The organism is Paenibacillus sp. Y301 (genome assembly GCF_059445505.1).
The window spans coordinates 423,203-448,106 of record NZ_JCAIUL010000002.1 but is presented as its reverse complement, the minus strand read 5'-3'; the positions used below and the strand labels follow the sequence as shown (position 1 = coordinate 448,106).

General features: G+C 39.5%; 20 protein-coding genes. 5 read left to right on the top strand and 15 right to left on the bottom strand.

Translation table 11 applies throughout. The annotated features are described in order from the left end of the window. Nucleotides 1-18: 18 nt before the first annotated feature. Complete coding sequence (locus AC1D69_RS05560) at nucleotides 19-678, bottom strand: class D sortase (RefSeq protein WP_495455144.1); 660 nt, start codon at nucleotides 676-678, stop codon at nucleotides 19-21. A gap of 420 nt (nucleotides 679-1,098) precedes the next feature. Further along, the gene (locus tag AC1D69_RS05555) at nucleotides 1,099-1,257 is read right to left on the bottom strand and encodes a hypothetical protein (protein WP_495455143.1); all 159 of its coding nucleotides are present in this window, start codon (nucleotides 1,255-1,257) and stop codon (nucleotides 1,099-1,101) included. A gap of 180 nt (nucleotides 1,258-1,437) precedes the next feature. On the opposite strand from AC1D69_RS05555, the gene AC1D69_RS05550 reads away from it, so the two are divergent. After that, a complete protein-coding gene (locus tag AC1D69_RS05550; protein WP_495455142.1) occupies nucleotides 1,438-1,875 on the top strand; it encodes a hypothetical protein in 438 nt (145 codons plus the stop codon). Between the two features lie 36 nt (nucleotides 1,876-1,911). After that, nucleotides 1,912-2,616 carry an AIM24 family protein gene (locus tag AC1D69_RS05545; protein WP_495455141.1) on the top strand — a complete coding sequence of 235 codons (705 nt, stop codon included), beginning with the start codon at nucleotides 1,912-1,914 and terminating at the stop codon, nucleotides 2,614-2,616. Between the two features lie 154 nt (nucleotides 2,617-2,770). On the opposite strand, the gene AC1D69_RS05540 is transcribed toward AC1D69_RS05545, so the two are convergent. After that, nucleotides 2,771-3,622 carry an EcsC family protein gene (locus AC1D69_RS05540; protein WP_495455140.1) on the bottom strand — a complete coding sequence of 284 codons (852 nt, stop codon included), beginning with the start codon at nucleotides 3,620-3,622 and terminating at the stop codon, nucleotides 2,771-2,773. Between the two features lie 31 nt (nucleotides 3,623-3,653). Next, the gene (locus AC1D69_RS05535) at nucleotides 3,654-5,189 is read right to left on the bottom strand and encodes a potassium/proton antiporter (protein ID WP_495455139.1); all 1,536 of its coding nucleotides are present in this window, start codon (nucleotides 5,187-5,189) and stop codon (nucleotides 3,654-3,656) included. 341 nt (nucleotides 5,190-5,530) lie between these two features. Between AC1D69_RS05535 and AC1D69_RS05530 the strand changes: the two genes are divergently transcribed. Further along, nucleotides 5,531-6,865 (top strand): glycoside hydrolase 5 family protein, encoded by a 1,335-nt coding sequence (locus AC1D69_RS05530; RefSeq protein WP_495455138.1) that lies wholly within the window; start codon nucleotides 5,531-5,533, stop codon nucleotides 6,863-6,865. Nucleotides 6,866-6,936: 71 nt separating this feature from the next. Here AC1D69_RS05530 and AC1D69_RS05525 read toward each other — a convergent pair whose 3' ends face one another. From AC1D69_RS05525 to AC1D69_RS05475, 11 genes are all read right to left on the bottom strand, one after another. Beyond that, nucleotides 6,937-7,938: a carbohydrate ABC transporter permease gene (locus tag AC1D69_RS05525; protein ID WP_495455137.1), complete on the bottom strand. Its 1,002-nt coding sequence runs from the start codon at nucleotides 7,936-7,938 to the stop codon at nucleotides 6,937-6,939. A gap of 26 nt (nucleotides 7,939-7,964) precedes the next feature. Next, nucleotides 7,965-8,867, bottom strand: a complete 903-nt coding sequence (locus tag AC1D69_RS05520) for a carbohydrate ABC transporter permease (protein ID WP_495455136.1) — start codon at nucleotides 8,865-8,867, stop codon at nucleotides 7,965-7,967. Beyond that, the gene (locus AC1D69_RS05515; RefSeq protein ID WP_495455135.1) at nucleotides 8,864-11,440 is read right to left on the bottom strand and encodes a DUF5696 domain-containing protein; all 2,577 of its coding nucleotides are present in this window, start codon (nucleotides 11,438-11,440) and stop codon (nucleotides 8,864-8,866) included. Before AC1D69_RS05515 ends, AC1D69_RS05520 begins: the two co-directional genes overlap by 4 nt. A gap of 14 nt (nucleotides 11,441-11,454) precedes the next feature. Next, nucleotides 11,455-12,081, bottom strand: coding sequence for a Yip1 family protein (locus tag AC1D69_RS05510; RefSeq protein WP_495455134.1), 627 nt, complete (start codon nucleotides 12,079-12,081; stop codon nucleotides 11,455-11,457). Next, nucleotides 12,056-13,528, bottom strand: coding sequence for an NHL repeat-containing protein (locus AC1D69_RS05505; protein ID WP_495455133.1), 1,473 nt, complete (start codon nucleotides 13,526-13,528; stop codon nucleotides 12,056-12,058). The genes AC1D69_RS05510 and AC1D69_RS05505 overlap by 26 nt, the downstream gene beginning before the upstream one ends. Nucleotides 13,529-13,544: 16 nt before the next feature. Beyond that, nucleotides 13,545-14,411 (bottom strand): carbohydrate ABC transporter permease, encoded by an 867-nt coding sequence (locus AC1D69_RS05500; RefSeq protein WP_495455132.1) that lies wholly within the window; start codon nucleotides 14,409-14,411, stop codon nucleotides 13,545-13,547. A 4-nt stretch (nucleotides 14,412-14,415) separates the two neighbouring features. Then, the gene (locus tag AC1D69_RS05495) at nucleotides 14,416-15,303 is read right to left on the bottom strand and encodes a carbohydrate ABC transporter permease (RefSeq protein WP_495455303.1); all 888 of its coding nucleotides are present in this window, start codon (nucleotides 15,301-15,303) and stop codon (nucleotides 14,416-14,418) included. Between the two features lie 95 nt (nucleotides 15,304-15,398). After that, nucleotides 15,399-18,383 carry an extracellular solute-binding protein gene (locus AC1D69_RS05490; RefSeq protein ID WP_495455131.1) on the bottom strand — a complete coding sequence of 995 codons (2,985 nt, stop codon included), beginning with the start codon at nucleotides 18,381-18,383 and terminating at the stop codon, nucleotides 15,399-15,401. A gap of 198 nt (nucleotides 18,384-18,581) precedes the next feature. Next, nucleotides 18,582-19,943 (bottom strand): ABC transporter substrate-binding protein, encoded by a 1,362-nt coding sequence (locus AC1D69_RS05485; protein WP_495455130.1) that lies wholly within the window; start codon nucleotides 19,941-19,943, stop codon nucleotides 18,582-18,584. Between the two features lie 358 nt (nucleotides 19,944-20,301). Continuing rightward, the gene (locus tag AC1D69_RS05480; RefSeq protein WP_495455129.1) at nucleotides 20,302-21,321 is read right to left on the bottom strand and encodes a LacI family DNA-binding transcriptional regulator; all 1,020 of its coding nucleotides are present in this window, start codon (nucleotides 21,319-21,321) and stop codon (nucleotides 20,302-20,304) included. A 78-nt stretch (nucleotides 21,322-21,399) separates the two neighbouring features. Next, entirely contained in the window at nucleotides 21,400-23,337 is a 1,938-nt protein-coding gene (locus AC1D69_RS05475) for an ATP-binding protein (RefSeq protein WP_495455128.1), read from the bottom strand. A 285-nt stretch (nucleotides 23,338-23,622) separates the two neighbouring features. Here AC1D69_RS05475 and AC1D69_RS05470 point away from each other — a divergent pair, with 285 nt between their 5' ends. Then, on the top strand, nucleotides 23,623-24,552 hold the full coding sequence (locus AC1D69_RS05470; RefSeq protein WP_495455127.1) for a hypothetical protein: 930 nt from the start codon (nucleotides 23,623-23,625) through the stop codon (nucleotides 24,550-24,552). A gap of 73 nt (nucleotides 24,553-24,625) precedes the next feature. Beyond that, a complete protein-coding gene (locus AC1D69_RS05465) occupies nucleotides 24,626-24,865 on the top strand; it encodes an NHLP leader peptide family RiPP precursor (protein ID WP_495455126.1) in 240 nt (79 codons plus the stop codon). Nucleotides 24,866-24,904: the final 39 nt, after the last annotated feature.

The window sequence follows — 24,904 nt, the reverse complement described above, 5'->3', positions numbered from 1 at the left end:
CTTCTCTTTTTCTTGGTACTATTCTATTATTTTCCCTTTAATAATGAGACGATGAGTAGGATTTATCATAGGATCACAAGTGACCAATGTCATTTCTTTATCTTTACCATTCGCTTCCAATACCCACACTTCTTCTGGCTTTACACGTAACTTCTCCGTAACCGTATATTCAAATTGTTCTTCTCCGTTATCAATTTGAATCTTATCTCCCAGTTCAACCTCATCAAGTCTATTAAAGTTTCTGCCATACGTGCGATTTCGATGTCCAGCAATAGCATAATTACCAACCGTCCCGACTTCCCCTGTGTTTATGATACTAGCCACACTAGTTTTCATATTGTTCTTCGTTACACCATGAAGAATAGGCAATTGCAAGCCAATTTTGTTGATATGCATAATGCCTTCCATATTCTCGACTTGAAGAGAGGCTTCCTTTGCTGTTACTCCAGGTAGTTGATCTGCATCATCTTCGATGACACGATTGCCTGACGACCTCTCCTCATTCCTCGTTTGCGAAGAATCATCTCCATTATTAATATTTTGGAGGCTAATCTCCCACTCTTGTAGCAGCCTTTGCTGTTGTTTCTGTTCAACCATTTCAGATAGCTTTGGATAACATAGCAGAACGATGCCGATCACGATTAATAAGATAGATACGATTTTTGTTTTAATTTTCATAGATTATGTATATTCCTAACTTCTTTATAAGATTAATATCATATTATAAAATATGTATGGTTCTGACTATTCTATTTTTCTATAACAAATATCACATCTCGACAAAATTTTCAACAATCATGACATCACACTGACTAAATACTTGAATAAGACCATTAAATCTAGAATGGTCGTTTAGCCTAAAAGTAGTGTCTTATAAAGATTCACACTAATATCTCTCATATTTTATTACATTTTCCATCGTTATATGACTGTTTCCAATTGCTTACTAGTAGTATACTGAAACCCTTTGATAATGAATGTCGAAATCTGTCATCAAAGGAAAATTATTTGTCGCAAAACAAAATAATCAAGTCCCTCATCGGAGGAACTTGATTATTCATTTCTTAATCTATCATTTTTTCTCATCATAGATCTCAGTTAACTGTTTTTTTTGTCGTTATGATGTGAAGCTATATTGGAATTTGCTCCTTTTGATATAGGTGCATAAGTAACTTTGTCGATAAGAAGACCGTTCCCAACAGGTTCACCGTTAACGGTAATCACCATTTTTTTATAATTTTTCTCTTTATTTTGCATCCTTTTCGTGCTCCTTTAAGTATTATATAGATATATATACCCGTAATTCATTGTCTTGAAACATCGATTAACCATTGTAAAAGTCGCCGAATTCTGATATTCATGTTATATACTAGAATCATACATGATCAATACTTTAAAGATAGTTCTATCTATAACACTATTTCAGGGGGTGGCCCTATGAGGTTTCAATTACTCTTTCGTAGCATAGGTAAGACAAGCTTAATCATCTTCATCTCTTACCTATGTTTCTTTCAAACGAATACAGCACATGCTAATTACTACAGCGATTTCTATGATGGATTACAACAATTCTCTGAACTTCCATCTGAATTAAACAAGTTAAAAGATAATTATGAAGAGACTCGTAAAGAATTAGATAAAGCGAAAGCAAGCGCTCAAGCCTACGAACAACAAAATGCTCAACTCATAGAGCAAAACCGTCAGCTAACCGAGACTGTTCAGTTGTTAAATGAGTCAGAAATAGCCCGACAGAATCGATCGCACCGCATAAGAAATGTCGTTGTGTGGGCAATCGGATTAGCAATAGGTTACTTTATTCTTATACGAACGATTCGATTCTTAATGAAGCGTTCTAATCGTACAATCAAATGGTAGATGTACATCCAGTCAGTATATGGGGAGGTGCGTTATTTGAATATACAAATAAATAGTGGCAGTATTGCTCCTATTGGACAAGCCGTCACATTTTCTCTTACTCAAGGGGATCTCATCCATATGCTCCACCCTGAACAGATAGTTGCCTATCGCGGGCCATCTGATGGACGAAGTGACCGCTTCATGAATATGAAACGAATGTACCGCAAGGGAAAAATAATTCAATCCGATTTGAGCGGCCCCTCTCAATTTGTTGCTGGTATACCTCCTGGGTTTGCCATGAAATCGATAGAAATTAATGAAGGAAGTGATCTTCTTTACGATTTCCGAAGTCTTTTCTATTATAGCCATGGCATCACAATGCAGACTCGTCTTCTGAACATGAAGAATCTACTCATTACCCGAGCCATGATTAAAGTAAAGTTTGCAGGCACAGGAACGATAGGTATTCTCACCCAAGGTCCTGTATGTCAAGCCGAACTTCATCCTTCACAACCTATATACATTGATGCTGGAAGTATTGTGGCGTATCCGGAGAATGCCAGCCTCGAATTAACCGTATATGGAAATACACTTGCTAGCCAGCATATGAACTATCACTGGAAAATGACAGGGCGTGGATCTGTCTTGTATCAGGCAGGTGTTCCTAACCAGAAGTTAGAGAAAGAAATGAAGCAAGAGGGACTTTTCAAACGAGTTCTTAGAGAAGTCATTCCTTTTGGTGGTATTTTTATTAAATAAGAAATTCTTCATAAAAAAACCGCTAAGATCCTGGCCCTAAAGCCGTCTAAGCGAGTTTATTTAAAATATAAGAATTTATAAGTATTTCTGCTTATAAATAGTCTTATATTTCAACGCTAAACGTTTCTTCGCCACTAAAGGACGGCGAGGCCGTTTATGCTTGTGTTATGCTATTAACTTTGGTTAGCTCATCTAGTTTTCGTAAGATCCTTCGTTTCTTATAGAGCATTTTGCCTGCCTCAGATACATCCTCGATTGTGGCTTTATTACTGATCGATCCAAAGAAAATCCCCGCAACGGGCACGAGTTGGAATAACTTCTTCATTCCGAAGCTATCTATATACGTCTGAACCACTTCTCGCCAACCTTTTAATTGAGAGAATACTTGTGATTCACGATCTTCAGCATCAAATTGGGCGAGTTCTTCAACAATTGCCTTCTTTCCTACAACATCTGCAGAAGCGAACTGAAGACACTTCACAATAAATATCCGTTCATTTTTCTCGGTAGGATCGAATCCGTAGCATAATGCTAGCTCTTGCAAAACCTTAAGCGAAAGACCCAGAATGAGGGGGACATCGACAGCAATAGTGAATATACCTCCGACACCTGTCGTCGCTCCTTGAACCGTCGCAAACTTAACTCGTTTGGATATGACATCATCAGCAACACCGTCTAATACACTCAATGGTAATTCGCCCACGTCTTGAAGTGTAAGAATCCCTTCTTCTATTGGATTTGTGGTAGTCTGCGATGCTTTTTCTAACCGTCTCATCATCGTGTTATGGTGTACTAAGTACTGTCCACCCGTCTGAATGAAACTCCCAATTTCATTTACCACTAAACCTAACTTTTCACGTATTCCCTTTGGTGTTATCTTATCCAATAGTAAAAAGGGCACTCTCCCGATTTTCTCCCATATCCACACTTTCTTTTGTTCTTTCTCCCATTTCACAATGTTGCGAAGTTCCTCCTGCAAATGTTCCAATGACTCCTGGTTCTCCAAATGTTATTAACCTCCCTTGACCTTTAGATCTTTATTGTAACCCTTCATTCTCAGACACTTCTGTAACCTTTTCCTTCTCATCAGGAGAACGTACATCCTTTGTTAATACGACAGGCAAAGATGGAGAAGTTAATATGGATTTCAATTGTTTTCGTTTCGCTTTCGGACTTAGTACATACAACGTATCTCCGGCCTCAATCTTCGTATTTCCTCGCGGTGTAATAATCTGTTCATTACGAATAATCGCAGTAAATAAAATATCTTCTGGTAGATCTAGTTCAATGATCTCTTTTCCTGCAATATCCATAGAAGAATTCACTTCAAGGTGATTAATCTCAGATTTAGTCTTGCCAAGTGCTGTTAACTCTAATAAAGATGGGTTGGACGGCTTGATGTCGCCTGCTAATCCTAGTTTCTCTGCAAGAGGAGAGATCGTAGCTCCTTGAATCACTGCCGACGTGAGAACCACAAAGAAAACTACATCGAAAAATAAATATCCATTTTCCAATTTAGCCATTAAAGGATATGTAGCTAGAACAATAGGAACGGCTCCACGAAGTCCAGCCCAAGAGATCAGCACTTTTTCTTTCACTGATAATTGCGTGAACAGGGTACTAACGAACACACCAAGTGGTCTCGCTACAACCATAAGAATAACAGATAAAGCTAGGGCAGGCCAAATAATCTCTGGTAATCTCCCAGGGAATACTAGCAAACCAAGCAATACAAACATCATAATCTGCATCATCCAAGCAAAACCCTGATTAAAGTGTAAAATAGATCGACCATACGCCAAATCAGAATTCCCCATAACGATAGCCGTAACATAAACAGCTAACAATCCACTACCATGCAACATTGAAGTAGCACCGTAAGAAAGAACTACAAAACCGAGTGCCATAACCGGATAAAGTCCAGAAGAGTCAAAGTTTATTTTGTTTATAACATAAACCGCTAACTTCCCTATCACAATTCCTAAGATCAACCCTAATCCCATCTCCCATATAAATGAAAAGAACATGGCCAAGATCGACTGATCTGGTTCCTGAATCCATTCAATCAATGAAATGGTAAGGAATACCGCCATAGGATCATTACTTCCCGATTCAGCTTCTAATGTGGATGTAATACGTTTACGAATATTCTTTCCCCCGAGGACGGAGAATACAGCCGCAGCGTCAGTTGATCCAACAATTGCTCCAAACAAGAAGCCTTCCGCCCAATCGACACCTAGAATATATTTGGAGCATACACCAACCACAACAGTGGTGATTAGGACTCCAACGGTTGCTAGAGATAGTGCAGAACCTACAACAGGTTTAATATCATCAAACTTTGTCTGCATTCCTCCCTCAAACAAAATAACGATTAGAGCAAAAATCCCAACAATTTGTGTTATAAAAGCATTGTCATAATAAATAAAGCGACTCAGAACCATCCCAACTGCAATAAACAATACAAGTGCAGGCATACCAAGCCTTGAGGAAAACTTTGTCGTGAGTACCCCCACCAATAGAAGACCTGCTACAAGCATAATTAATGAGTTCACGAGTGTAGTAGCATCCATAACCTCACCCCTTACTTCGATTGGATCACACTACAATAAATCTATAAGCAATATAAACACATTCGTACGCTCACCAAACATGGCTTATTTTGCCACCAAGTCCAATTGTCCAAATTCAGTATTTAGTTTAAAATCCCCTTGTCAGCTCCAATGTATTCAGGCTAGAAATATTTCATAACAACTATAAAGCCCCACCCTTATTCGTGACACAAATAATTAAATTATTTATTTTTGTTATTATAGTGTTTTTTAATACAAAGTCATTTAAAATAGGATATATGTACAGTCACATCATAAATTGTTATGTTAAATTATTATGAATACAAAACAGGGAGTTGCCAATGACAACATTTACTAAAGGCTTCGATAATTACATTACCCGCGTTGGAGATACGTTGTTTGAGGGTCAAGATGAATTTCGTTTCATATCTATTAATGTACCCAATTTACATGTGAATGAAGATCCACTACCCCATTGGCATCGTGTGGATGAATGGGAATTACATGATGCTTTCCAAACGCTTCAACAGCTTGGAAGTCGCATCACGCGTTGCTATACATTATCCATACGTAATGGTATACGGCCCGGAGATGGGATCGCACATATTTATGGACCTGGGCAATACGAAGAAGAATTATTTAAAGATCTAGATCTAGTCCTTGCTCTTGCACACCAATATCACATTCGTCTTATCATTCCATTTATAGATCAATGGGATTGGTTCGGTGGAGTGAAACATTTTGCAGCTTTTCGTGGTAAAGAAAGTCATGAATTTTATACTGATCCTCAGGTTATAGCTGATTTCAAAGACGTCATTACATATGTCATGAACCGTACGAATACCTATACAGGTATTCCATATAAAGATGATAAAGCTATACTAGCTTGGGAAACCGGCAATGAACTAGATAGTCCTGACGCTTGGATCGCTGAGATTGTAGAACATATTAAATCCCAACACCCAAGCCAGCTCATTCTTGACGGAAATTATGGCGTATCCGAAGCATCGCTTTCTCATCCAGACATTGATATTGTATCCAACCATTATTACGTCGATCGTGGTGTTGATTTCTTAGCTAGACTGTCATCAGATCGCGAGCGTAGTAAGGGTAAGAAGGCATTCATTGTGGGTGAATTCGGTCATGAAGACCCTACCGTCAACGTTAATTTACTACAGGAAACTATTAAGAATGGCTCTACTGGCGCAATGCTCTGGTCACTACGCTATCATAATAAAGATGGAGGATTCTATTTCCAAGGTGATCCTGAGGATTGTAATGCATCTCACGCTTATTTCTGGCCCGAATCACCTATACGTGCAGGTGGAGCCGCTGAAATTAAGATGAACGCGCTTCGTGAATGTGCCTATGCTATAGCAGGTAAACCAATTCCTAATGTCCCTACACCTACCGCACCAATTTTATTACCTATTTCATCGGTCACTGACATTCGCTGGAGGGGATCTGTTGGAGCTACTTCGTATATCTTAGAGCGTTCAACAACGGAGAATGGACCTTGGGAAGTTGTCGAAGATCATATTGTAGAATACACAGTTCCTTTTATACCATATTCCGACGCTCCACCATCAGCAGGCTTATTCTATTATCGAATGAGAGCGGTTAATTTATCTGGTCAGTCTGAACCTTCCAATATCGAAACCATTCTTGTCCCTTAACATATTCCCAAAAATAAAGGTGTTCTCTGCGGTCATAAAGACCTTAGAGAACACCTTTTGTTATTGAGAAATTAACCGACCACACCTGTACGTTCCACACTCTCCACGAAATAGCGTTGTGCAAACATGTACATCACAATTAACGGTAGTATAGCTAGTAGAATCCCCGTATCCACAATCATTGCCACATGGTTAGGATCTGCCTTCACATTGGCATTACTGCCGACTCCAATTAACTTTGGAATCAATAGATTCGCTTCTGCAGGTAGAGAAGCTACCCGTAGTGGCATTAGTGCACTCTGACTCATAAATAAGGATGTAAAAAAGGTATCATTATATTGCCACACGAATGCGAATAACATAACGGTGACAAGGGGCGGAACGGCATTGGGTAACATGATTTGGAAGAATGTCTTAATCCCTCCTGCACCATCAATTAATGCAGCTTCCTCAATTTCTTTAGGTAACCCCTTGAAGAACTGTCGGAATATATAAATATATAATCCTGATTTGAGACCGTTCGCTGTCGCTGCCGTTACAATCGATGGCCAATACGTATTCAGAAGATTAACGCCTTCCTTACCTGTGAACATATGAATGATACCCATAATATCAAAGCTTCGAAAGTGTAGATACATGGGTACCATTAGAGTACTCATCGGAACGAGAATCGTTAAGATAACCAAAATAAATAATACATTACTCCCCGGAAACGAAAATCTCGCAAACCCATACCCTGCTAGTGCACATGAGGCTGTCTGCAACAATACGGTGATGATGACAAATACTAAGGTGTTCCCCAGTAGAGGGAAGTAATCCATTACCTCCAACGCCATCTTGATATTATCCATGGTGAAATGTACTGGAATCATATAAATCGTTGGATTATAAATATCTTGTTTGTCTTTGAAAGCAACTGATACTTTAGATAACAAGGGATAGATAATTACAAAGGATATTCCTATGATCAACGCGTACCGAAAAATGGACCACAACGTATCCATGAATTTATTTTTTGTCTTTTTTAGACGATATACTACCGCTTCACTTCGAAGTGGTTTGGCTGATTCCATGTGCGGTTCCCCCTCTTTCGTAAGCGTTAATCATAGTAGAATACTTTCTTGGATACCATGATCCCGATAATGACTAGAATGGCACTAACAACGAGTGTATATAGCCAAGACATTGCTGCACTTAATCCGAAATTCTGTGTCTGAAAAGCTGTGGTATAAATCGTCTGTGTAACGCTACTATCTGAGAAAGAATCAATAATTGTATAAATAATATTGGTTAATAGAAGTGGACTGACCATCGGAAATGTAATCTTCCAGAACGACTCATAGGCAGTTGCACCCTCCATCTTAGCGACCTCGTACATCGTAGTTGGGACGGATTGAAGTGCAGCAAGAAAGATCAGAATTTGTACACCTGAACGGCTAATCACCTCATAAATTCGCAGAACAGCATCCACGATATAATCCGTAAATACCATTGGAAATCCCGCTTCATCTAGTAATCTCACCATAGAGAGCACATTAAACTGAGACGATGAAGCCCCTAATTCCTGTGCTACACTTGCATCCCCAATGAGATTAATGAGACCTGAGGCTTCCGCAGCCGATATCGCTCCAGATGCCAGAATAACAGGTAAGAAAAAGATGGCGCGTGCCAATGCTCGACCTCGAAATTTCTGGTTAAGAAGTGTTGCTGAGAAGAGACTAAAGAATAAGATCAACGGTACATTCACTGCCATATCTACTACTGATTCTGTCAAAATTCGGTTGAAGTTCGCATCTACGAAAAGCGCTTCTTTGAAATTCAGCCAACCTACAAATTTCAATTCATATCCTGTAGGAATCACGTTTAATTCATTGAAACTGAATTTAACAGATTGAATAAGGGGTGATGCGAATAAGAATATAAACCCGAGTAACCACGGTAGAATAAACACAATGCCCAGTAACGACTTTCTCTGGTTTAAAGATAGTCTCAATCTATTCATCCACGATCACCACCTATGGTATAATCCAGTGCACCTATAGATACCCCGTTTATGGTTACAGAATTATCCGTATAGTTAATGAACACAGACGTTCCACCTTCATATTTCACTTCGACAACACCATATTGATGTTGAATATGATCCACCATCTTTTGGGTTCGAAGTCCTGACATCACATCGTTCGCTTGTTTATACATGGTCACGGCCTGATCATACCAATCCTTGTAGTACGAAGCGTAGATTCCATCGAATCGTGTATATTTAAGTTCGGATGACGGCTCATATGACCACATAAAGTGAGGTGATGCACCTAGCTCAATAGCATGTAGGAGTTGTCTCTTCATATCCTGATCATCGTCTAAATTCATAGGAGTCCCAGCATAGTCCACATATCCATGAATGACCATCTGATAAAAGGGTACCGCTTCATCCGTAATATTAAACCCACTCGATGTCGTTGGAATATTGATTAACTGATCGCCATATCCCCAAGAGTAAGCATTTCCTCCAGATAACATCATATCGGGGAAATTATCCTTAATCTTATCTAATTGCTCTACAACGATATTCTTTGCCGTATCGCGATAGATGACTCGATTCTCCCGATAATCTGAATTTAGAAGGTTTCCCAGATCACGAAGTGATAACCCCATCGTATCGATAGAAGCGTAACGGTCTATGAATTGATCAACATAATGGGGAAGCTTGGCAGCCGAGAGCAGGTAATAACTTCCCAAATCGGTATCCATCCGATTAAACGAACGGTTAAATGGAGAACGTTCCGCCTGTTCTCTCGTGATGAATCTAGCCGCATCCGATGAGGGTGTAAACTGACTATCATCATGGTAGACATGCTGAAATGCCACGTCAGGATATAGAGTCCCACCTAACTGTTCTACTTTCTTAGCTAGTTTCTTTAAATCTTCTTTGCCACCCAATACATGATCAACTTTTATAGTGACGGGAAGCTTGTGATCTACACCTTTATTGAACCAGCCTAGATATCGCATTTTCAGATTCGTAATGCCATCTTTAGTCAACTGTTCGGCAATCTCTCCAGCTTCGTCAAACGTTGTCATTGAGATGATAGCGTCGTAAGGAATGCCCAGAAACGATTGTTGTTTATCTACTGCCCCTAACATATCTAAGTAGAATGGAATAGCCTCCTCCTCTTGAAGAGGGGTTAGCAACTTGTTCTGTACAAGTAAATCTTGATACAATTTGGCCATACCAGAGTAGTTAGCCTCATCTCCTGACAAGAAGCTATACCGAATGCGAATATCCCCCTGATATAAATCCTCTGACAAAAGATCAATATCTTGTATCGTTGATCCCGTATACAGCTCCAATGTGTCCTCGCCACGTACCGCAAAACTACCGTATACGTGATTGTAGTTATTTTTTTTACCGCTAATATCCGCGTTTATACTTGCGATTGCGTCGCCTTCTTCAATAACAGCGAACCAAGCTCCAGCGCCGGATTTCAAACCATAAACTGGCATGCGAGCATTTTCACTTACTTGCCCACGGCTCCTTGTATTATCGTTCTCATCTGTTCCATATACGCGTTGAGCATACTGTTCATCCTTCACTTTGCCGTTATTTAAGTAAATCAGACTACCCGTTCCATCTGGAACGAACATATACCCTTTGTCATTCGTTCCTGCTGAACCGAAGTAACTGAGCAATTCTATACTTCCGATGCGATGCGTTGCACTTTCTTTAATCTGGCTGACTGGAACAGAAACAACGAGTGAACCCTTCTCAAGACGATATTCAAGTGGGATAACGAAGTTCGGCCTAGTAGATTCATTGCCACTTGTAATCCCGTTCTCCTCATTATCCATCGCCAAATCCTCGGATGAATATCCAGCTTTTTCGAAAGCAGCAATCATTTTATTCATCACTAATTGCTTCGATATTTGCTCATCTAAGCGTTCCATAACATCAGGGTCTTTGTCCCTTGGATAATATCGTGCAGATACATATCTCTTGGATGAATCGTCCAATTGGCTCAATACCTTTTCTTCAAATCTTGATTTGCTAATATATTTGGGTAACACATCGATACCAAGTGACATATCCCCTAATGTATACGTAATACGAATACCATTCTCAATACTTTCCGTTGTAAACTGTTTCTTGCTAATGCTCTGGCTAAAATTAGTGTACGTTTCTAACGTTGCGATCGCATCCCGGAATGAAATACCTATTTGTGAGGATAGCACTTCTTTCTCAAAAGGGGATGCCTTCTCATCCTCTTCTCGCCCAGGTGGATTACTATACCACACTTGCCCTTGCCGCTTATCCATGACCGCCACGATCGTAGTCTCAGGCTGAAGATACAATCCTAAGTCACTATTTTGTGCCACAAGTTCCATCCCTGGAACTCCTGAGGTCGAATCGCTTAATACAGTAAGATCTGATCCTTGAACCGGCTTATTCTCTCCTTGAATATAGGTTGCAACATCGATCGCTGGAGCACCACGATTGATATACATCAGGACAATAGTGAGTATACCGAGCATTACGATGCATGCGAGTACCCTATAGAGGATCTTTCGGTTATTCACGGATGCGGCCTCCTTCATGTTCGGAAAATAATTTCTTTATATACGTTATAAACAAACTCGAATATTTGTTGAACAAGGCTGAACATCAATGTCCCAAGGAATACGATAATCCCCATCACCACAACCGTAAGTAGCATGGTCATGATCGTCTTACTTGCTGTATATTGGTGAACGGTCATCGTGCCTATGAATAGGAGATAGATAAACCAGATACTGGCCACAACGTTCAATAAGTAATAGAATGCCGTCTCCTCATTCGCCATGAAATTACTTACAAGAGATGTTGGCAGATAGATTAGAACAAGCGGAATTAAAGCATATGCCGTAGCCATGACAATCTCTTTAAATTTCCCTTCACCTTCCATGAGCGTCGTAATAGACCAATTCGAAATGCACCAGAGGAAGAAGGGCAATACAATATACTTCAACTCATCCATACTGTTTAAATATCTTGGATCATTATAGTTCACTAGAAATCCAGAAAATTGTTTCTGAACAATCATGGTGATAATAACGAGGAGAAGGACAGTAAGTGCCACCTTCATTCTGCCCTTACCTTCATATTTGAGGTCCCAGAATCCATCAAATGGATGCACTATCAGATGAAGTGGAAACTTAATAAAGTCCTGTTTCACGTTCATTCGCCCTCCTTTGTCTCCACTTCTTAACCCCTTTAAATAGTAATAGTGCAGCTATGAGAATCATGACAACAGATAAAAAGGTACCAAAATGCTCCTTCATCACTTCCCTACGGTATCTTTTATAAGCTACAGAATAATATTTACGTTCCATTCCTGCTTTGAAATAGGATAGCGCTTCTTTATTTTTCTTCTCGATGAGTAAAGACTTACCGATACCAATATAGGCAATATCATAGTTCGAATTTAAGGTAAGTACCCTCTTCCAGCTCTCAACCGCCTCAGTATCCTTACCGTCATAATGGAGCTTTACTGCCTTATTTACACTAAGACCAAATGCGGTTGGTTCGTACACAACAACATTAGACTTCCCTCGATCCAATACCACCAGCGACTCTTTCAGAAATTCTATAGCTACAGGTGTTTTGAAGGTTCCTAGTTGTGTTCCTTTCCCTCCAAATACATATAGTAAATTTCCTTCATCATCATAAGTGAATATCCGTCCTCGAAGTGAATCCAACGCACTATACATGCCACCTTCGCGCACCTTAATATCGATGAGTTTCGATGGACCTGCGTTCCCTCCGAACATACTATAGCGAATATCCCCCTTCACATCGAAGTAACCGAAGCGCTTAAGGACATCCTCTCCTGATGGATTCAATCGTTTAATGGGTTCTTGGGAATCGGGATCGATATTGGTCGCATACACAAATCCTTTGTAATCAATATCTACATTCGAGAATTCAGTTGGGATAAATAATGCCATTTGCTGCTTCTGAGCTTTCGTAGAGAGCAACCGCCAGAAGTGATCCACAACATCTCTCTGAATCTTGTTCGTTCCAACATATCCGATGAATTTTCCTGTTTCATCAAATTGAACAATCCCTTCAAAGACGCCTTGAGAGACGACATAGACACGATCTGCCTTATCGACCGTTAACTTTAATGGAACGAATGTAAAGTTGTCTGGAAGTACATCGGATTTGGGATCTTTAATCATACGGATATACTCGCCTTCAGGAGATAAAACGACAATACGAGAATTCTCCGTATCAGCGACGTAAATATTCCCTTCTTGATTAACGAAGATCCCACCAGGATTCTTGAATCCATCTGCTTTACCTTCAACTTCGAACGAACTAATCATCCGCACTACATTCCACTGATCATCGAGACATACAATCCGATGGTTACCACTATCTAGAATGTATACAAGACCATTGTCTGTCACATACATATCGCTTGGTTCTACGAAATCACCAATACCTAAATCAGCTCCGGAGATCGAACGAGATGGTAGATAAGGTGCCGGAGAAGGAACCGCTTCTTCCCAATAGTTATAGTTATAGCTCTCATAGGGAGCAGAAGTTGCCGATGCAGTCGTCTGGGAATGGAACGTTAGCAGGGAAACAACTGCGATCATTAGAAGCCATTTTTTCGCTGTCATTAGATGTTCCCCCTCTCTAATCCTTCATGCCAGATGTGGCCATCGTCTCAAGAATACGGCTCTGTGAAAAAACAAACAGAGTAATCGGAACACTCATCAGAATAAGAGCTACCGCAGCTCCTACTCCCGCCCGAGCGACTCCACCTTGCACAATCTGATTCGCCGCATAATGGAGAGATTTCAACTGTTCACTATAGATAAATCCATTCCCATCCGAACCCCATAACATTTGGAATAAGAGAATAATAAGTGTAAGCCAAGCTGGCTTCACATTAGGCATGACAATGGTCCAGAAGATACGATATTCACTTGCACCATCGATCTTCGCCGCTTCGAGCAAGGCATCCGGGATTTGTTCCATGAACTGCTTCATTAAATAAAGACCCAGTGGAAAGGCAAATGCAGGGACAATAACAGCCCAATACGTATCAATTAGCCCAATCCATGACATGATCATATAGTTAGGGATCGCTGTTACAGCAGCAGTGAACATAAGCGATAACACGACCATCTGGAATAGAAATTTACCACCCGGGAATTTATGTTTCGCTAGCGGATAAGCTGATGCTGATGCTAATAGTACATGCCCCACAATGCCCATTCCGGTAATGAATACCGTATTGAAAATATATCGAGAAAAAGGTACCCATGAATTACCTAGCAAATTAATAAGATCCGTGAAGTTACCCATCGTTGGATTACGTACAAATAATCTTGGTGGAAACAAGAAGATCTCATCTAACGGTTTGAATGCATTATTAATGGCATAAACCAAGGGTAGTATCATAAAAACTCCCACTACACATAGCAGTAAGAACAGGGACAGGTTACCAAATAAAGAACGGTTCACCCTTTTTTTACGCAGTCGCAGGGAGAAGTTCATCCGATTATTCACCCACCTTGCGTAATAGTTTTTGTATGATCAAATTGCTTCCTACCATAATAATAAATAACACAGTCGCGATCGCTGATGCATAACCCATCTCAAAACGGATAGTTCCGAAATCTATAAGGTGCGTGACGATGGTCTCTGCTGCATAATTAACACTTGGGAACCCTGCGAGATAGATGGATACATCCGATACCGCGAAGGAAGTAGTCAATTGAATTACAGCTCCAAACATTAATTGCGGTCGCATCGATGGCAATGTGATATACCATAGCTCCTGCCACCGATTCTTCACACCGTCTACCGCACCCGCTTCGTATAATGTCCTGTCTACCGTCTGTAGCCCCGCAATAAAAGCTAGAAATCCTGTACCTAGACTTAGCCATAATTGCACAAGAATAATAATTGGCATAATATAAGCCTCAGTCTTTAACCATTGAATCGGTTCTAGCAGAATCCCCCACTTGATTAAGAACCCGTTAGCAATACCATATCGATCACCGGAAAATATCATAAGCCATATAAAGAATACGTTTCCAGAAATAGAGGGCGCATAGAACACCAATGTCATAAAGGCTCTCCATTTAGGGGACAACTCATTGATAACCCAAGCGAAAATGAAACATGCCATATAACTGATCGGGCCAGTAATCGCCGCGAATAACAGTGTGTTTTTGATCGCTATTAGAAATACATCATCTTCTAGAAATAGCCGCATGTAATTCTGCCAACCTACAAAATGCGGAAATTCTAACATATTGAAATAAGTAAAACTGATAATGATAGACATCATAACAGGTAAGATCGTAAATAAACCAAACAGTATCATGTAGGGTGCCATCAGAACATAAGAGTGTTTGTTAGCCTTTATCGCCTTTTTCTTCATTGCCCACCAGGAGTTAGGCTGGGGGACAGGCTTGCCTGTCTCAACTTCTAACGTTGTCTCTTGTATAGTAGAATGCTGCATCCTTGACCCCTCCTTTAATCTGGCAGACCGAATTCTTTGCGTTTAGTACGAATTTCATCTTGAATATATTGGGTATAATCCATAAGAGCTTCTCGAGGTTCGACTTGATTATTAACTACTTTGTAGAACGCATTAAGCAGATGGCGACCTGTAAAATAACCCCCAGGTACCTCAGGAATCCCCTGTACCCATTCAAATTGTGCCTTCAGATTCTCATAGTCAGTAACAGGCCATGGGAGTTGATCGAGGGCATTGATATTCGCTGTCGGATACCGCGCTGCCGCTCCCATCAATCCTTCCATTTCACGCCCATATTGTACCTGTGTATCTTCACTAGTCCACCACTTCATGAATTCCCATGCTGCTTCTTTATCCTCTGTTGATTTCATCATAACCACGCCATTACCACCGCTTGGAACTTCACGACTTAGTGTCCCGTCACTTTGCTCTGTTCCTGGAACAGGAACGAATCCCCACATCCCACGAATTTCAGGAGCAAATACAGACAATTGGTTATACATCGTATAGTCTGCAATTCCAATTGGCATTTGGCCCGTGCGGAATCGATTCGCGAAATCGTATTCTTTCTCAAGCTTGTAATCCGTATAGAACTCCGTCCATTGCTTGAACGCTTCTGTTCCCGTTCTTGAATCAAGATCCGATGCTTTCCCACCATCTCGATAGAATGCACCACCAGATTGCATAAGCAGAATAGCATAGATGGAATTTGGAGCAATATTCTCTCCTGGGTATGAAGGTACTAATACCAGAGGAAGTCCGAACTCCATATGATTCTTATTTAGGACAGCAAGTAAATTCTGTACATCATCCCAAGTCTGCGGAACTTCTAGACCTAACTCCTTCAACGCATCTTTTCGATAAAATAACATATTGAATGTTTGCGTCTCAGGCAGTGCGTATACACCTTCATTGTATGTATAAGGAACCATCGCACTATTACGAAAACGCTTTGCTACTTCCTCATAATCGCTGAACTGAGTTAAACTCGTTGTCGCATTTCTCATGGCATAGTTCACTGGAATATCATTTGCGATCTGCATAGCTACGTCAGGTCCTTGCCCCGCTAACGTTGCAGATAACAGTGTGTTCATCTGGACAAGCTTCAGATTGACACTAATTCCACTTTCTGATGTGAAACTCTCATCGATCATCGATTTTATGGTGTTTGCCTGGTCCCTGCCGCTACCGACCCATACCGTTACTGTTCTTTGTTCCTTTTCTTTGGATACATTTCCAATCTGGTTGTAATCAATAAAGAAGGAATATAAGAACGTAAGCCACTCGTGCCACAATTTAGAGAACCATCCCATGCCATCCGTAGGCAATTTTGTTCCTTTAGACGCAATATAAATCGTATCAATCTCTAGGGGTTGTTCTCTTGCCTTCTGTAGCCATGTTCCTAGACCACCTGTATTCGCCTTATAAGCTTGTAACCTTCTTGGAATTGTGTCAGGTTCATCAATCATTTCATCCAGTTGCATGGCCATTGTCTTGAGTAGCGCTTCTTGATCACTACTCTGTCCTGATAATTCTTTCAATTGCTTCGCTACCGATTGCAGTCTCTCACTTTCCGTTTGAAATACTTCTAATAGATTAGGAATCTGCTGTTCAACTCGATAATCACGAACTTCATCTGGTTTCGTACCGGTAATCATTAATATTTTGCGATACATCGCATTCAGATTGAATAAACTATCTTCTACATCACGAATTAATGGTGCGAATTCCCCCAGACTCACTTCAAGTCTTAGGACATGCTTGCCCTTCTCCATATAGTACATATAGGGATCATCTCCACCCATCACATCGAGACGATAACCACTCTTGTATTTAAATGCGACCTTTTCCATTTCTTGAAAAGGAACTTCACCATCAATGGTTAATATGCGTGAAGAATAAATCCCCCTCACAAAATTCTGTTGTGATTTAAAGGCAATTTGATATAACCCAGTCTCAGGGATATCAGCCTCCCATTCAATCCACTGCCCTGGAATGCGCCAATTATAACCTCCGATGGTGTTCACCTTCACCTTGGAAGGACTATATGGATAGACAGCAGGACTTGATCGTTCACTGACTGGATATAAGGTTGGTGAAGATTTGGCGATCGCGTCTTCTCCTTGAATTTCAACGAGAACACCTTCTGTCTCCTGAATCTTATCTGTTTCATACTGCCTCAATAACTCTTCATAAGATAGAGATCGAGTAGCTTGAAATAACTTCAAATGTTTAACAACCATGGGCTCTCGTTGTGATAAGAAGGTTACGGTATGATCTCCCATGCTCAAATAGAATTGAAATGGGTTATCGTAATAGCCTTCAGAATCTTTGAGCACTACTTCACGCCATTCGGGGTGCTCCATCTGTTGTGGCCGGAGGTCATTTCCCTGATTATCCATTTGTACTTCTTGTAGCTCATTGTCCCAAATTCGATCAAATTGAATATAAGCTGCCTCCTCAAAGGGAAGTTTGCCATCAATAAGCAATGAACGCTCAATATTTGAGCTTTTCCCTTCCATGGGATAATAAAGGGCCGATAGATTATACAGACCTGCCTGGTCTATGTGAACATTCCATTCCACTTCGCCCTGCTCACCCGTTGAAAGTGATGTGCCCTCCATGCCTTCATATTGCTCCAACTTGTTGAACCCTTGTCCCTCAAATTTGACGTAGTTACTGGCTTCTATCACCACTTCATGATCTGGAAGTGACGTTTCCTTATATTGTTCCAAATAATCACTGTATGTTGAGATTTCATCTGTCACTAACATCGAATCACGGCTAGAGGCCCTCTCTTCTTGACTCGAGACTTCAACTAATTCTGCATCAGCCACGACCACTTGCTTGGACGCGGGAATCAGAATGGTAATAAACAGAATACCCGTCAACATAGTGGCAACCGATTTTTTTAGACGTTGATTGGTAACGATCAATGCAAGCCCCCCCATAAGCACTAAACAGCTAAATTCCCTTTTCATTCAACCCCTACTCCCATCAACAGGGCATGAACAAGCATAAACGGCCTCGCCATCCTTTAGCGGCGAAGAAGAGTTTAGCGTTGAAATATAAGCCTATTTATAAGCAGAAATACTCATAAATTCTTATATTTTGCTAACAACAAGAGTGCACCATTGCGGCACTCTTGTTGTTAGCAATATTCTCTATGCTAGGTTCTACTATTTACCGAGCTTATCAATTGAGGCTTGTGCCTGCTGTTTGTATTTCTCAGCCGTAGCAGTAACAGATGCATTATTCTTAATCACATCTTCAACCATACTGTTGAATGGGTATTCAGGATACGCCTCATCAAGTACGATAATTCCTGTACCATAAATATGTTCACGAATCATTTGGATATCTTCTTCATGACCATAAAGACTTTCTAAATAATCTTGCCCAGGATAATCTTCGAGTTGCGGAACATCTTGCATCTCTTCGAAGATTTGATATACAATTTCAGGATCTTTAACACCCTTTGGAATAAATCGAGCTGCTGCCGCCGTATTCGCGTACGTTACTTCTTTGCTTCCTTGAGGTCCATTCGGAATAGGAACAATTCCTACATCAAACGTTAAATCTGGCATTTGCCATTCGGCAGCGACGAACATCGCTACGTCTCCATCCTTAAAAGTATTCGTTTCCTCCCAGTTCGTTTTATCACCTGTTTTAATTTTCACAACATTCTCCACATTATATAACCGGTTTAAGAACTCCATAGCTTCAAGAGTCTTAGGATTAGACAGACCCTCTTTACTCGTTGCATCATCAGCAACTTTAGCACCATTCGCTGCTACGAGAATCCGCCCTACTTGAGCAGCCCATCCAGAGAAGCCATATGTGTCCATTTTTCCGTTATTATCAGTATCCTTAGTTGCTAGTTTGGAAACTTCAATAAATTTCTCCCAATTCCATTCGCCTTTGTTGTACAGTTCCTGTAAATCGGGTAATCCTAATTTTTTAAAAAGATCTCGGTTATAATGCATACCTACAGCAAGGGTAGTGGGCGTATCAAAGGCATACTCAGCACCAGCTAAACTTGGGCTTTTTACCGCTAAATGTTGATCATTATTTATATTAGATTCTGGTTTTGTAAAGTCACTTAACTGAAGCAACTGGCCCTTTAACACTGCTGGAAGTGCTGATTTATATTCCAGTAACACGATATCTGCGAAAGGTTCACCTGCAAGTACAGTCGTCGTAAATTTATCCATATATTCATCAAACGGTACGTTTACAAATTCAATTTTCATGTTGTATTTCTTCTCAAGCTCAGCAATCTTAGCTAAGCGTGCTTTGTCAGATGCAGTGGTACCCGCTGGTGTTAGATCCCACCATGCAGCCATTTTAATTATACGTCCACCTAGATCTACAGCCTTCTCTTCTGTCGGTTCTGGCTCAGTTTTCACTTCTTCCTTAGGTGCAACGACTTCATTTTTGGTAGCGTTTTCACTTTTTGGCGCATTGTTACCTGCACTACAAGCCGATAGCAATAACATGAAACATACCATCGTCATTGATAATAATTTCACTTTTTTCATTTCCCAACCTCCCACTCTAATTTCGCTCCCCTTAACATAACCTCTCCTGAATATTGGATAATCTTACATATCCAAACATGGATAATCATTCCACAAAACAACAATACCATCCAGAAATAATTATAGTCAAACGATTTTTAAATTATTTTATATTTTGTTTTGTTGCATTTATATTTGTTTTGATAATCCATGAAAATTCGACATCAAAACCCTATAATATCAACATTTATACATAAAGTAGCAACCTGAATAAATTTGATTTTGTTATTCGTAACATAACAAAAAATAGCTATATTATGATTTTTTCAACAATCATAATATAGCTATTTCTCGTACATATTTGCTATGAAATTGGAAGTTACGTACTCTTTACCATATTATAATCACGTACAATCGTATCCGCATAAATGAGCTTTTTCTCAAACGAAGATTCACGATTTATAATCCGCCAGAGCATCTGATCTACAGCTCTCATACCCAATAATTCCTTCTTCACGTTCACTGTTGCTAATATAGGCAATGTCTCATGTGTGTTATCAAATCCAGTTACAGCACATGGACCTGGAGTTTCTACCCCTACTTTCTCCAAAGACTCGATCGCAAACAACGCTGTTGTATCATTAGAACATACAAATACTTCAGGGAGTTCTCCCTTCTCGAACGCTAACGTGATACCCTTATGTTGTTCCTCTTCCGGACCAAGTAACATGGTCAATTGTTCGTTAACAATCCCATACTCTTCAAGAGCAGTCTTGTAGGCAATCCAACGTTCATAAAAGCTAGTTGCATCATTAATGTTCCCAACGAACTGATATTTCTTATAACCCTTACTGTATAATTTAGTCATAATTTCTTTCATACAAGTGAAATTATCTGTAAAAATAGTGTCGCAGTGGAATGCCTGATCCGTATGGTCCACCATAACGACAGGTATATTTAATCGATTAATATCTAATAAAATAGATGTGGAGACTGACCCAACTGTAATAATTCCTTGAATAGCTTCCGGATTAAGCAAAGAAAATAAATTATCACTACTTGGTTCCGTTAAGGTCAGAATATCTAGCCCTTTCTGATTTAACCGAGTAGATATCCCATCAAATACAGGTCCCCAGTATAATGATTCTTTGTTCTGATATCGCACATTAGGAAATAGAACGAGAATGGTCCCTTGGACTTTCTGTGTTTTATGATCATCCGTTATGTTAGCAAATCGCTTAGACTCATTCTTGAAATACCCTAACTGCCCTGCAACTTTTAGAATCATTTCTCTTGTCTGGACACTGACACCTGACTTCCCAGATAAAGATCGGGATACAGCAAATTTAGAAACACCTGCTAAGTCAGCAATTTCTTGTACCGTAACTTTTCCTCGCATACCCATCACCCTGATCTCAATTCAGAAATTTAACTCATTAAACACAGCATACATGAATGACAATAACAAAACAATCTGTTAGTTATAACAATTATTTGTTATCATATCATCTTCTTCACGGGCAACAGGAAAACAAATAATAGCCACGGTTCCAATGCCTTTTTCACTTGTAAACGTAATTGTGCCATCCATCGCTTCAATAATTCTAAAAGTCACCATTAGACCGAGACCTGTACCTTTCGTCTTATTGGAATAGTACGGTTCTCCTAATCGTATAATCTCCTCCGCATCCATACCCTGACCATTATCGTGAATATGAATTTGAATTTCTCCGTTGACTGTATAAGCCCAAATGCGAATAAACCCCTGATCACCTAAAGCTTCAATACTGTTCTTAATCATATTAATGAGAGCTTGTTTAAACTTAGATGAATTCCCACGGATAAGAAGCCCTGAAGGGATATCTATTTCTACCGTTCCCCCTTCAAAGTTCGCTAACGGTAACAGAATTCCCTCGATATGCTTAAACTCTCTAGATATATCAATTAGCGTAATCTGTTCAAGTTCAGGTTTAGCAAATGTTAAAAAGTCAGTAATAATATTTGATGCTCTCTCTAGTTCCTCAAGGGCAAGGTTAAGATACCCCTTTTCTTTGGGTTCCGATTTCTCCTCCAACAATTGCAAGAATCCCTTCGTTACTTGAAGTGGATTCCTCACCTCATGGGCTACTGAAGCTGCTAGTTCACTGATAATATCCATTTTCTCAGAGCGTTGTAACTCATTATTAAACCGTTCGAGTTGCTTAGAGTATTCAACGACACGACGATGATTTAAAGCGAACTTTCTACCTAGTAGAACGATTAATGAAATCACGAAGGCCATGATTCCCCATTTCCATAGATAGAACTCATAATTACCCTTTTGTACAAAGTACCATAACAACTCTGATATGACGATTAAAAGGAATACCACAAAGCCCGTAGTTATGATCATAGCGTCTTTATTACCCTTAATAGCATAGTATAATGCGCTAATCCCTAGCAGAAGTCCCTGAATAATTATAAATACACCTAATATGATTACGGATATGAAATAGTTGGCACTATAAAGAGCATGATCAAACAGTATATTTATAACCATAAATATCAAACAAAACATGGAGTAACACACTTGAAATTTTCTGAATTTGTTAATGACTCTACAATGGCTGACTCCAATCATATTCTCGAATATGTAAGTTAACGCAGGTAAGAAAATAAGTAATGATATATCAAATAATGTTGTATATAACTGTCCATATTCCCCATAATGAGTATATAAAAAAGGAGAGTATGTAATGATCATTGTCCCCATGGATATTAATACGATAGTTAGTGATAACCATTCGTTCAACTGCTCTCTTTTCAAAAAAAGACTACACAATAACATAACGAATGCTACAAAAATAATAGTGCTCCCAAAAATAATATCTATCAAATTCTCCTTAACGAACGACCTAAGCAGTGTTTGATAGTCTCCTACTAGTATTTCCTCTGCCATTCCGAGTCTCTCTCTCTCAGAAGATACCTTTATCAGCAGTTCCTTACCCGTATCTTGACGACTAATAGGTAGTAAAATTTGATTTACATCATACGAATAATCTCTTTTGTTTTCATAAATCAACATTTTGTCTACGTAAATTGAGATTTCCTTAGCATAAATATTATTGATTAATATGCTAGGAGTAGAGGTTCCACCAATTGCGGGTATTCTAAATTTCAGCCATACGGCATCTGATTCTGAATTACCTTTTCTTATCACTTGGTTAGCGTCGCGCCAATTCCATACATTTGAAGAATTATGATCTCTCAGAAATCTAGTTACATCTCTATTGCCCTGATCCAACATGAATTCCCATCTCGTAATTTCTGTCACATTAGCCTTATTCTCGGTTGGATCCAACGCAGATCTAGTATTCATGTAAAGAGAAGATATGATAATGATAATGATGATGAAGACAATTATGGTTATACTCATTTTTCTCAAAATCCACTTCATAGACACACCTCAAGAATAAAGATAGTAGCACTCATCATCATTCTAAAATTCGACAAACTTCGTAACTTCCCTTTATTCAAGACCCTATTAGAAATAAATAAATAATTCTTTTTTTGAAAGAAAAACTTCTAATAGGCTTCTTTAGGAATATATGTTAAAATAATCTAGTTAGTATGTTTTATCTCTATAATTCTATTAAAGTAATCTCACCCTTAGAATCTGCAACGTGATACTAAAAAATTCTACTAATTAGGTGATCATCCCATGCAGTGGTACACAGATTTCGAAAAAGAAATAGCACAAGTATTTAACGAATCACACCGTATCATATCTACCTTCCCACCTCCGCTTAATCACAAAGGGCTCTCTTACTTAAATAAGTTTGATGCACGCCACGAAGATAGCTCAAAGAATTACATTTGTTACCTTTTACCTTTCTGGTTGAAGGAATTAACCCAACTTCCGAAGGAAGACTATGTTCAACTATCTGTGGGTAATGTATTTGCCATGTTATACTTCTTCATTCAAGATGACATCATGGATAGTACAACCAAGCTAGATCGAGATCAAATACCACTTGCCAATTTACTTCAATTGCAGTTCCTCGAAATTTACATATCCTATTTCCCTTCTGATTCTCCATTCTGGCTCTACTTCCATCAATACATCACAGAATGGGCAGATAGTGTCTCCAATGAAGATCAGCAAGATTACTTTCAAACAAATATATTATGGATAGCTAGAAAAGCTAGTCCTCTCAAGTTATCAAGCACAGGTGCACTAATCCTTTCAGGGCAATCAGATCTAATTCCCATAGTTTCAGATTTCATCGATCACGTCTTAACAACCTTACAAATGGCGGATGACTGGGTTGATTGGAAGGAAGATTGGGAGGAAGGAAACTATAACGGGTTATTATCTATGATTAGAGCGGAGAATGACCAAGGAGAACCTTTAAGTGTTGAGAAGATTAAGAATGCGATCTTTGTGCGCAATGTTATGAAACGGTATTCAGATATTGCTCGAAGTAATCATACATATATTCAACGGTTGGCTTTCGACATTCCTTACCTTACCTCATTCCATGAAACGCTCGTTAATCACTTAAGGCAAGACTCAGACACGATCGAAGAGAATCGATTATTGAGAGAAAAGGGGGGATTAGAGTACTGGTTGTCAAAAAATATAAATTAATGTAGATTTATATCATTATCCATGGTATTCTTGATAAGTAAATAATAACCATTTATTTGAAAGGGTGATTCTATTGACACAGCAGGCTCTCCTTCAAACACAAGTCATTAATAAAGCATGGGAGGATCCAAGTTTCAAAGCACTACTGTTATCGGATCCTAAAAAAGCCATCAAAGAAGCACTTGGGGTTATCATTCCAGAACACATCAAGCTTAGATTGGTAGAGGAGTCATCCGATGTATTCTATCTAGTGCTTCCTTCTAGCCCAACCGGAACAAGTCCGGATGACATTCAAACAAAAGCAATTTGGTAATCCTATTACCATCTACTTCATAGATTACTGCTAAAGGGT

What these genes read in the sequence shown, in the direction of transcription:
- AC1D69_RS05510 (WP_495455134.1), bottom strand. Translation starts at nt 12,081, where the DNA reads ATGAACGTGAAACAGGACTTTATTAAGTTTCCACTTCATCTGATAGTG.
- AC1D69_RS05555 (WP_495455143.1), bottom strand. Translation starts at nt 1,257, where the DNA reads ATGCAAAATAAAGAGAAAAATTATAAAAAAATGGTGATTACCGTTAAC.
- AC1D69_RS05535 (WP_495455139.1), bottom strand. Translation starts at nt 5,189, where the DNA reads ATGGATGCTACTACACTCGTGAACTCATTAATTATGCTTGTAGCAGGT.
- AC1D69_RS05505 (WP_495455133.1), bottom strand. Translation starts at nt 13,528, where the DNA reads ATGACAGCGAAAAAATGGCTTCTAATGATCGCAGTTGTTTCCCTGCTA.
- AC1D69_RS05480 (WP_495455129.1), bottom strand. Translation starts at nt 21,321, where the DNA reads ATGCGAGGAAAAGTTACGGTACAAGAAATTGCTGACTTAGCAGGTGTT.
- AC1D69_RS05485 (WP_495455130.1), bottom strand. Translation starts at nt 19,943, where the DNA reads ATGAAAAAAGTGAAATTATTATCAATGACGATGGTATGTTTCATGTTA.
- AC1D69_RS05560 (WP_495455144.1), bottom strand. Translation starts at nt 678, where the DNA reads ATGAAAATTAAAACAAAAATCGTATCTATCTTATTAATCGTGATCGGC.
- AC1D69_RS05470 (WP_495455127.1), top strand. Translation starts at nt 23,623, where the DNA reads ATGCAGTGGTACACAGATTTCGAAAAAGAAATAGCACAAGTATTTAAC.
- AC1D69_RS05550 (WP_495455142.1), top strand. Translation starts at nt 1,438, where the DNA reads ATGAGGTTTCAATTACTCTTTCGTAGCATAGGTAAGACAAGCTTAATC.
- AC1D69_RS05495 (WP_495455303.1), bottom strand. Translation starts at nt 15,303, where the DNA reads ATGAAGAAAAAGGCGATAAAGGCTAACAAACACTCTTATGTTCTGATG.
- AC1D69_RS05490 (WP_495455131.1), bottom strand. Translation starts at nt 18,383, where the DNA reads ATGAAAAGGGAATTTAGCTGTTTAGTGCTTATGGGGGGGCTTGCATTG.
- AC1D69_RS05525 (WP_495455137.1), bottom strand. Translation starts at nt 7,938, where the DNA reads ATGGAATCAGCCAAACCACTTCGAAGTGAAGCGGTAGTATATCGTCTA.
- AC1D69_RS05520 (WP_495455136.1), bottom strand. Translation starts at nt 8,867, where the DNA reads ATGAATAGATTGAGACTATCTTTAAACCAGAGAAAGTCGTTACTGGGC.
- AC1D69_RS05500 (WP_495455132.1), bottom strand. Translation starts at nt 14,411, where the DNA reads ATGAACTTCTCCCTGCGACTGCGTAAAAAAAGGGTGAACCGTTCTTTA.
- AC1D69_RS05475 (WP_495455128.1), bottom strand. Translation starts at nt 23,337, where the DNA reads ATGAGTATAACCATAATTGTCTTCATCATCATTATCATTATCATATCT.
- AC1D69_RS05530 (WP_495455138.1), top strand. Translation starts at nt 5,531, where the DNA reads ATGACAACATTTACTAAAGGCTTCGATAATTACATTACCCGCGTTGGA.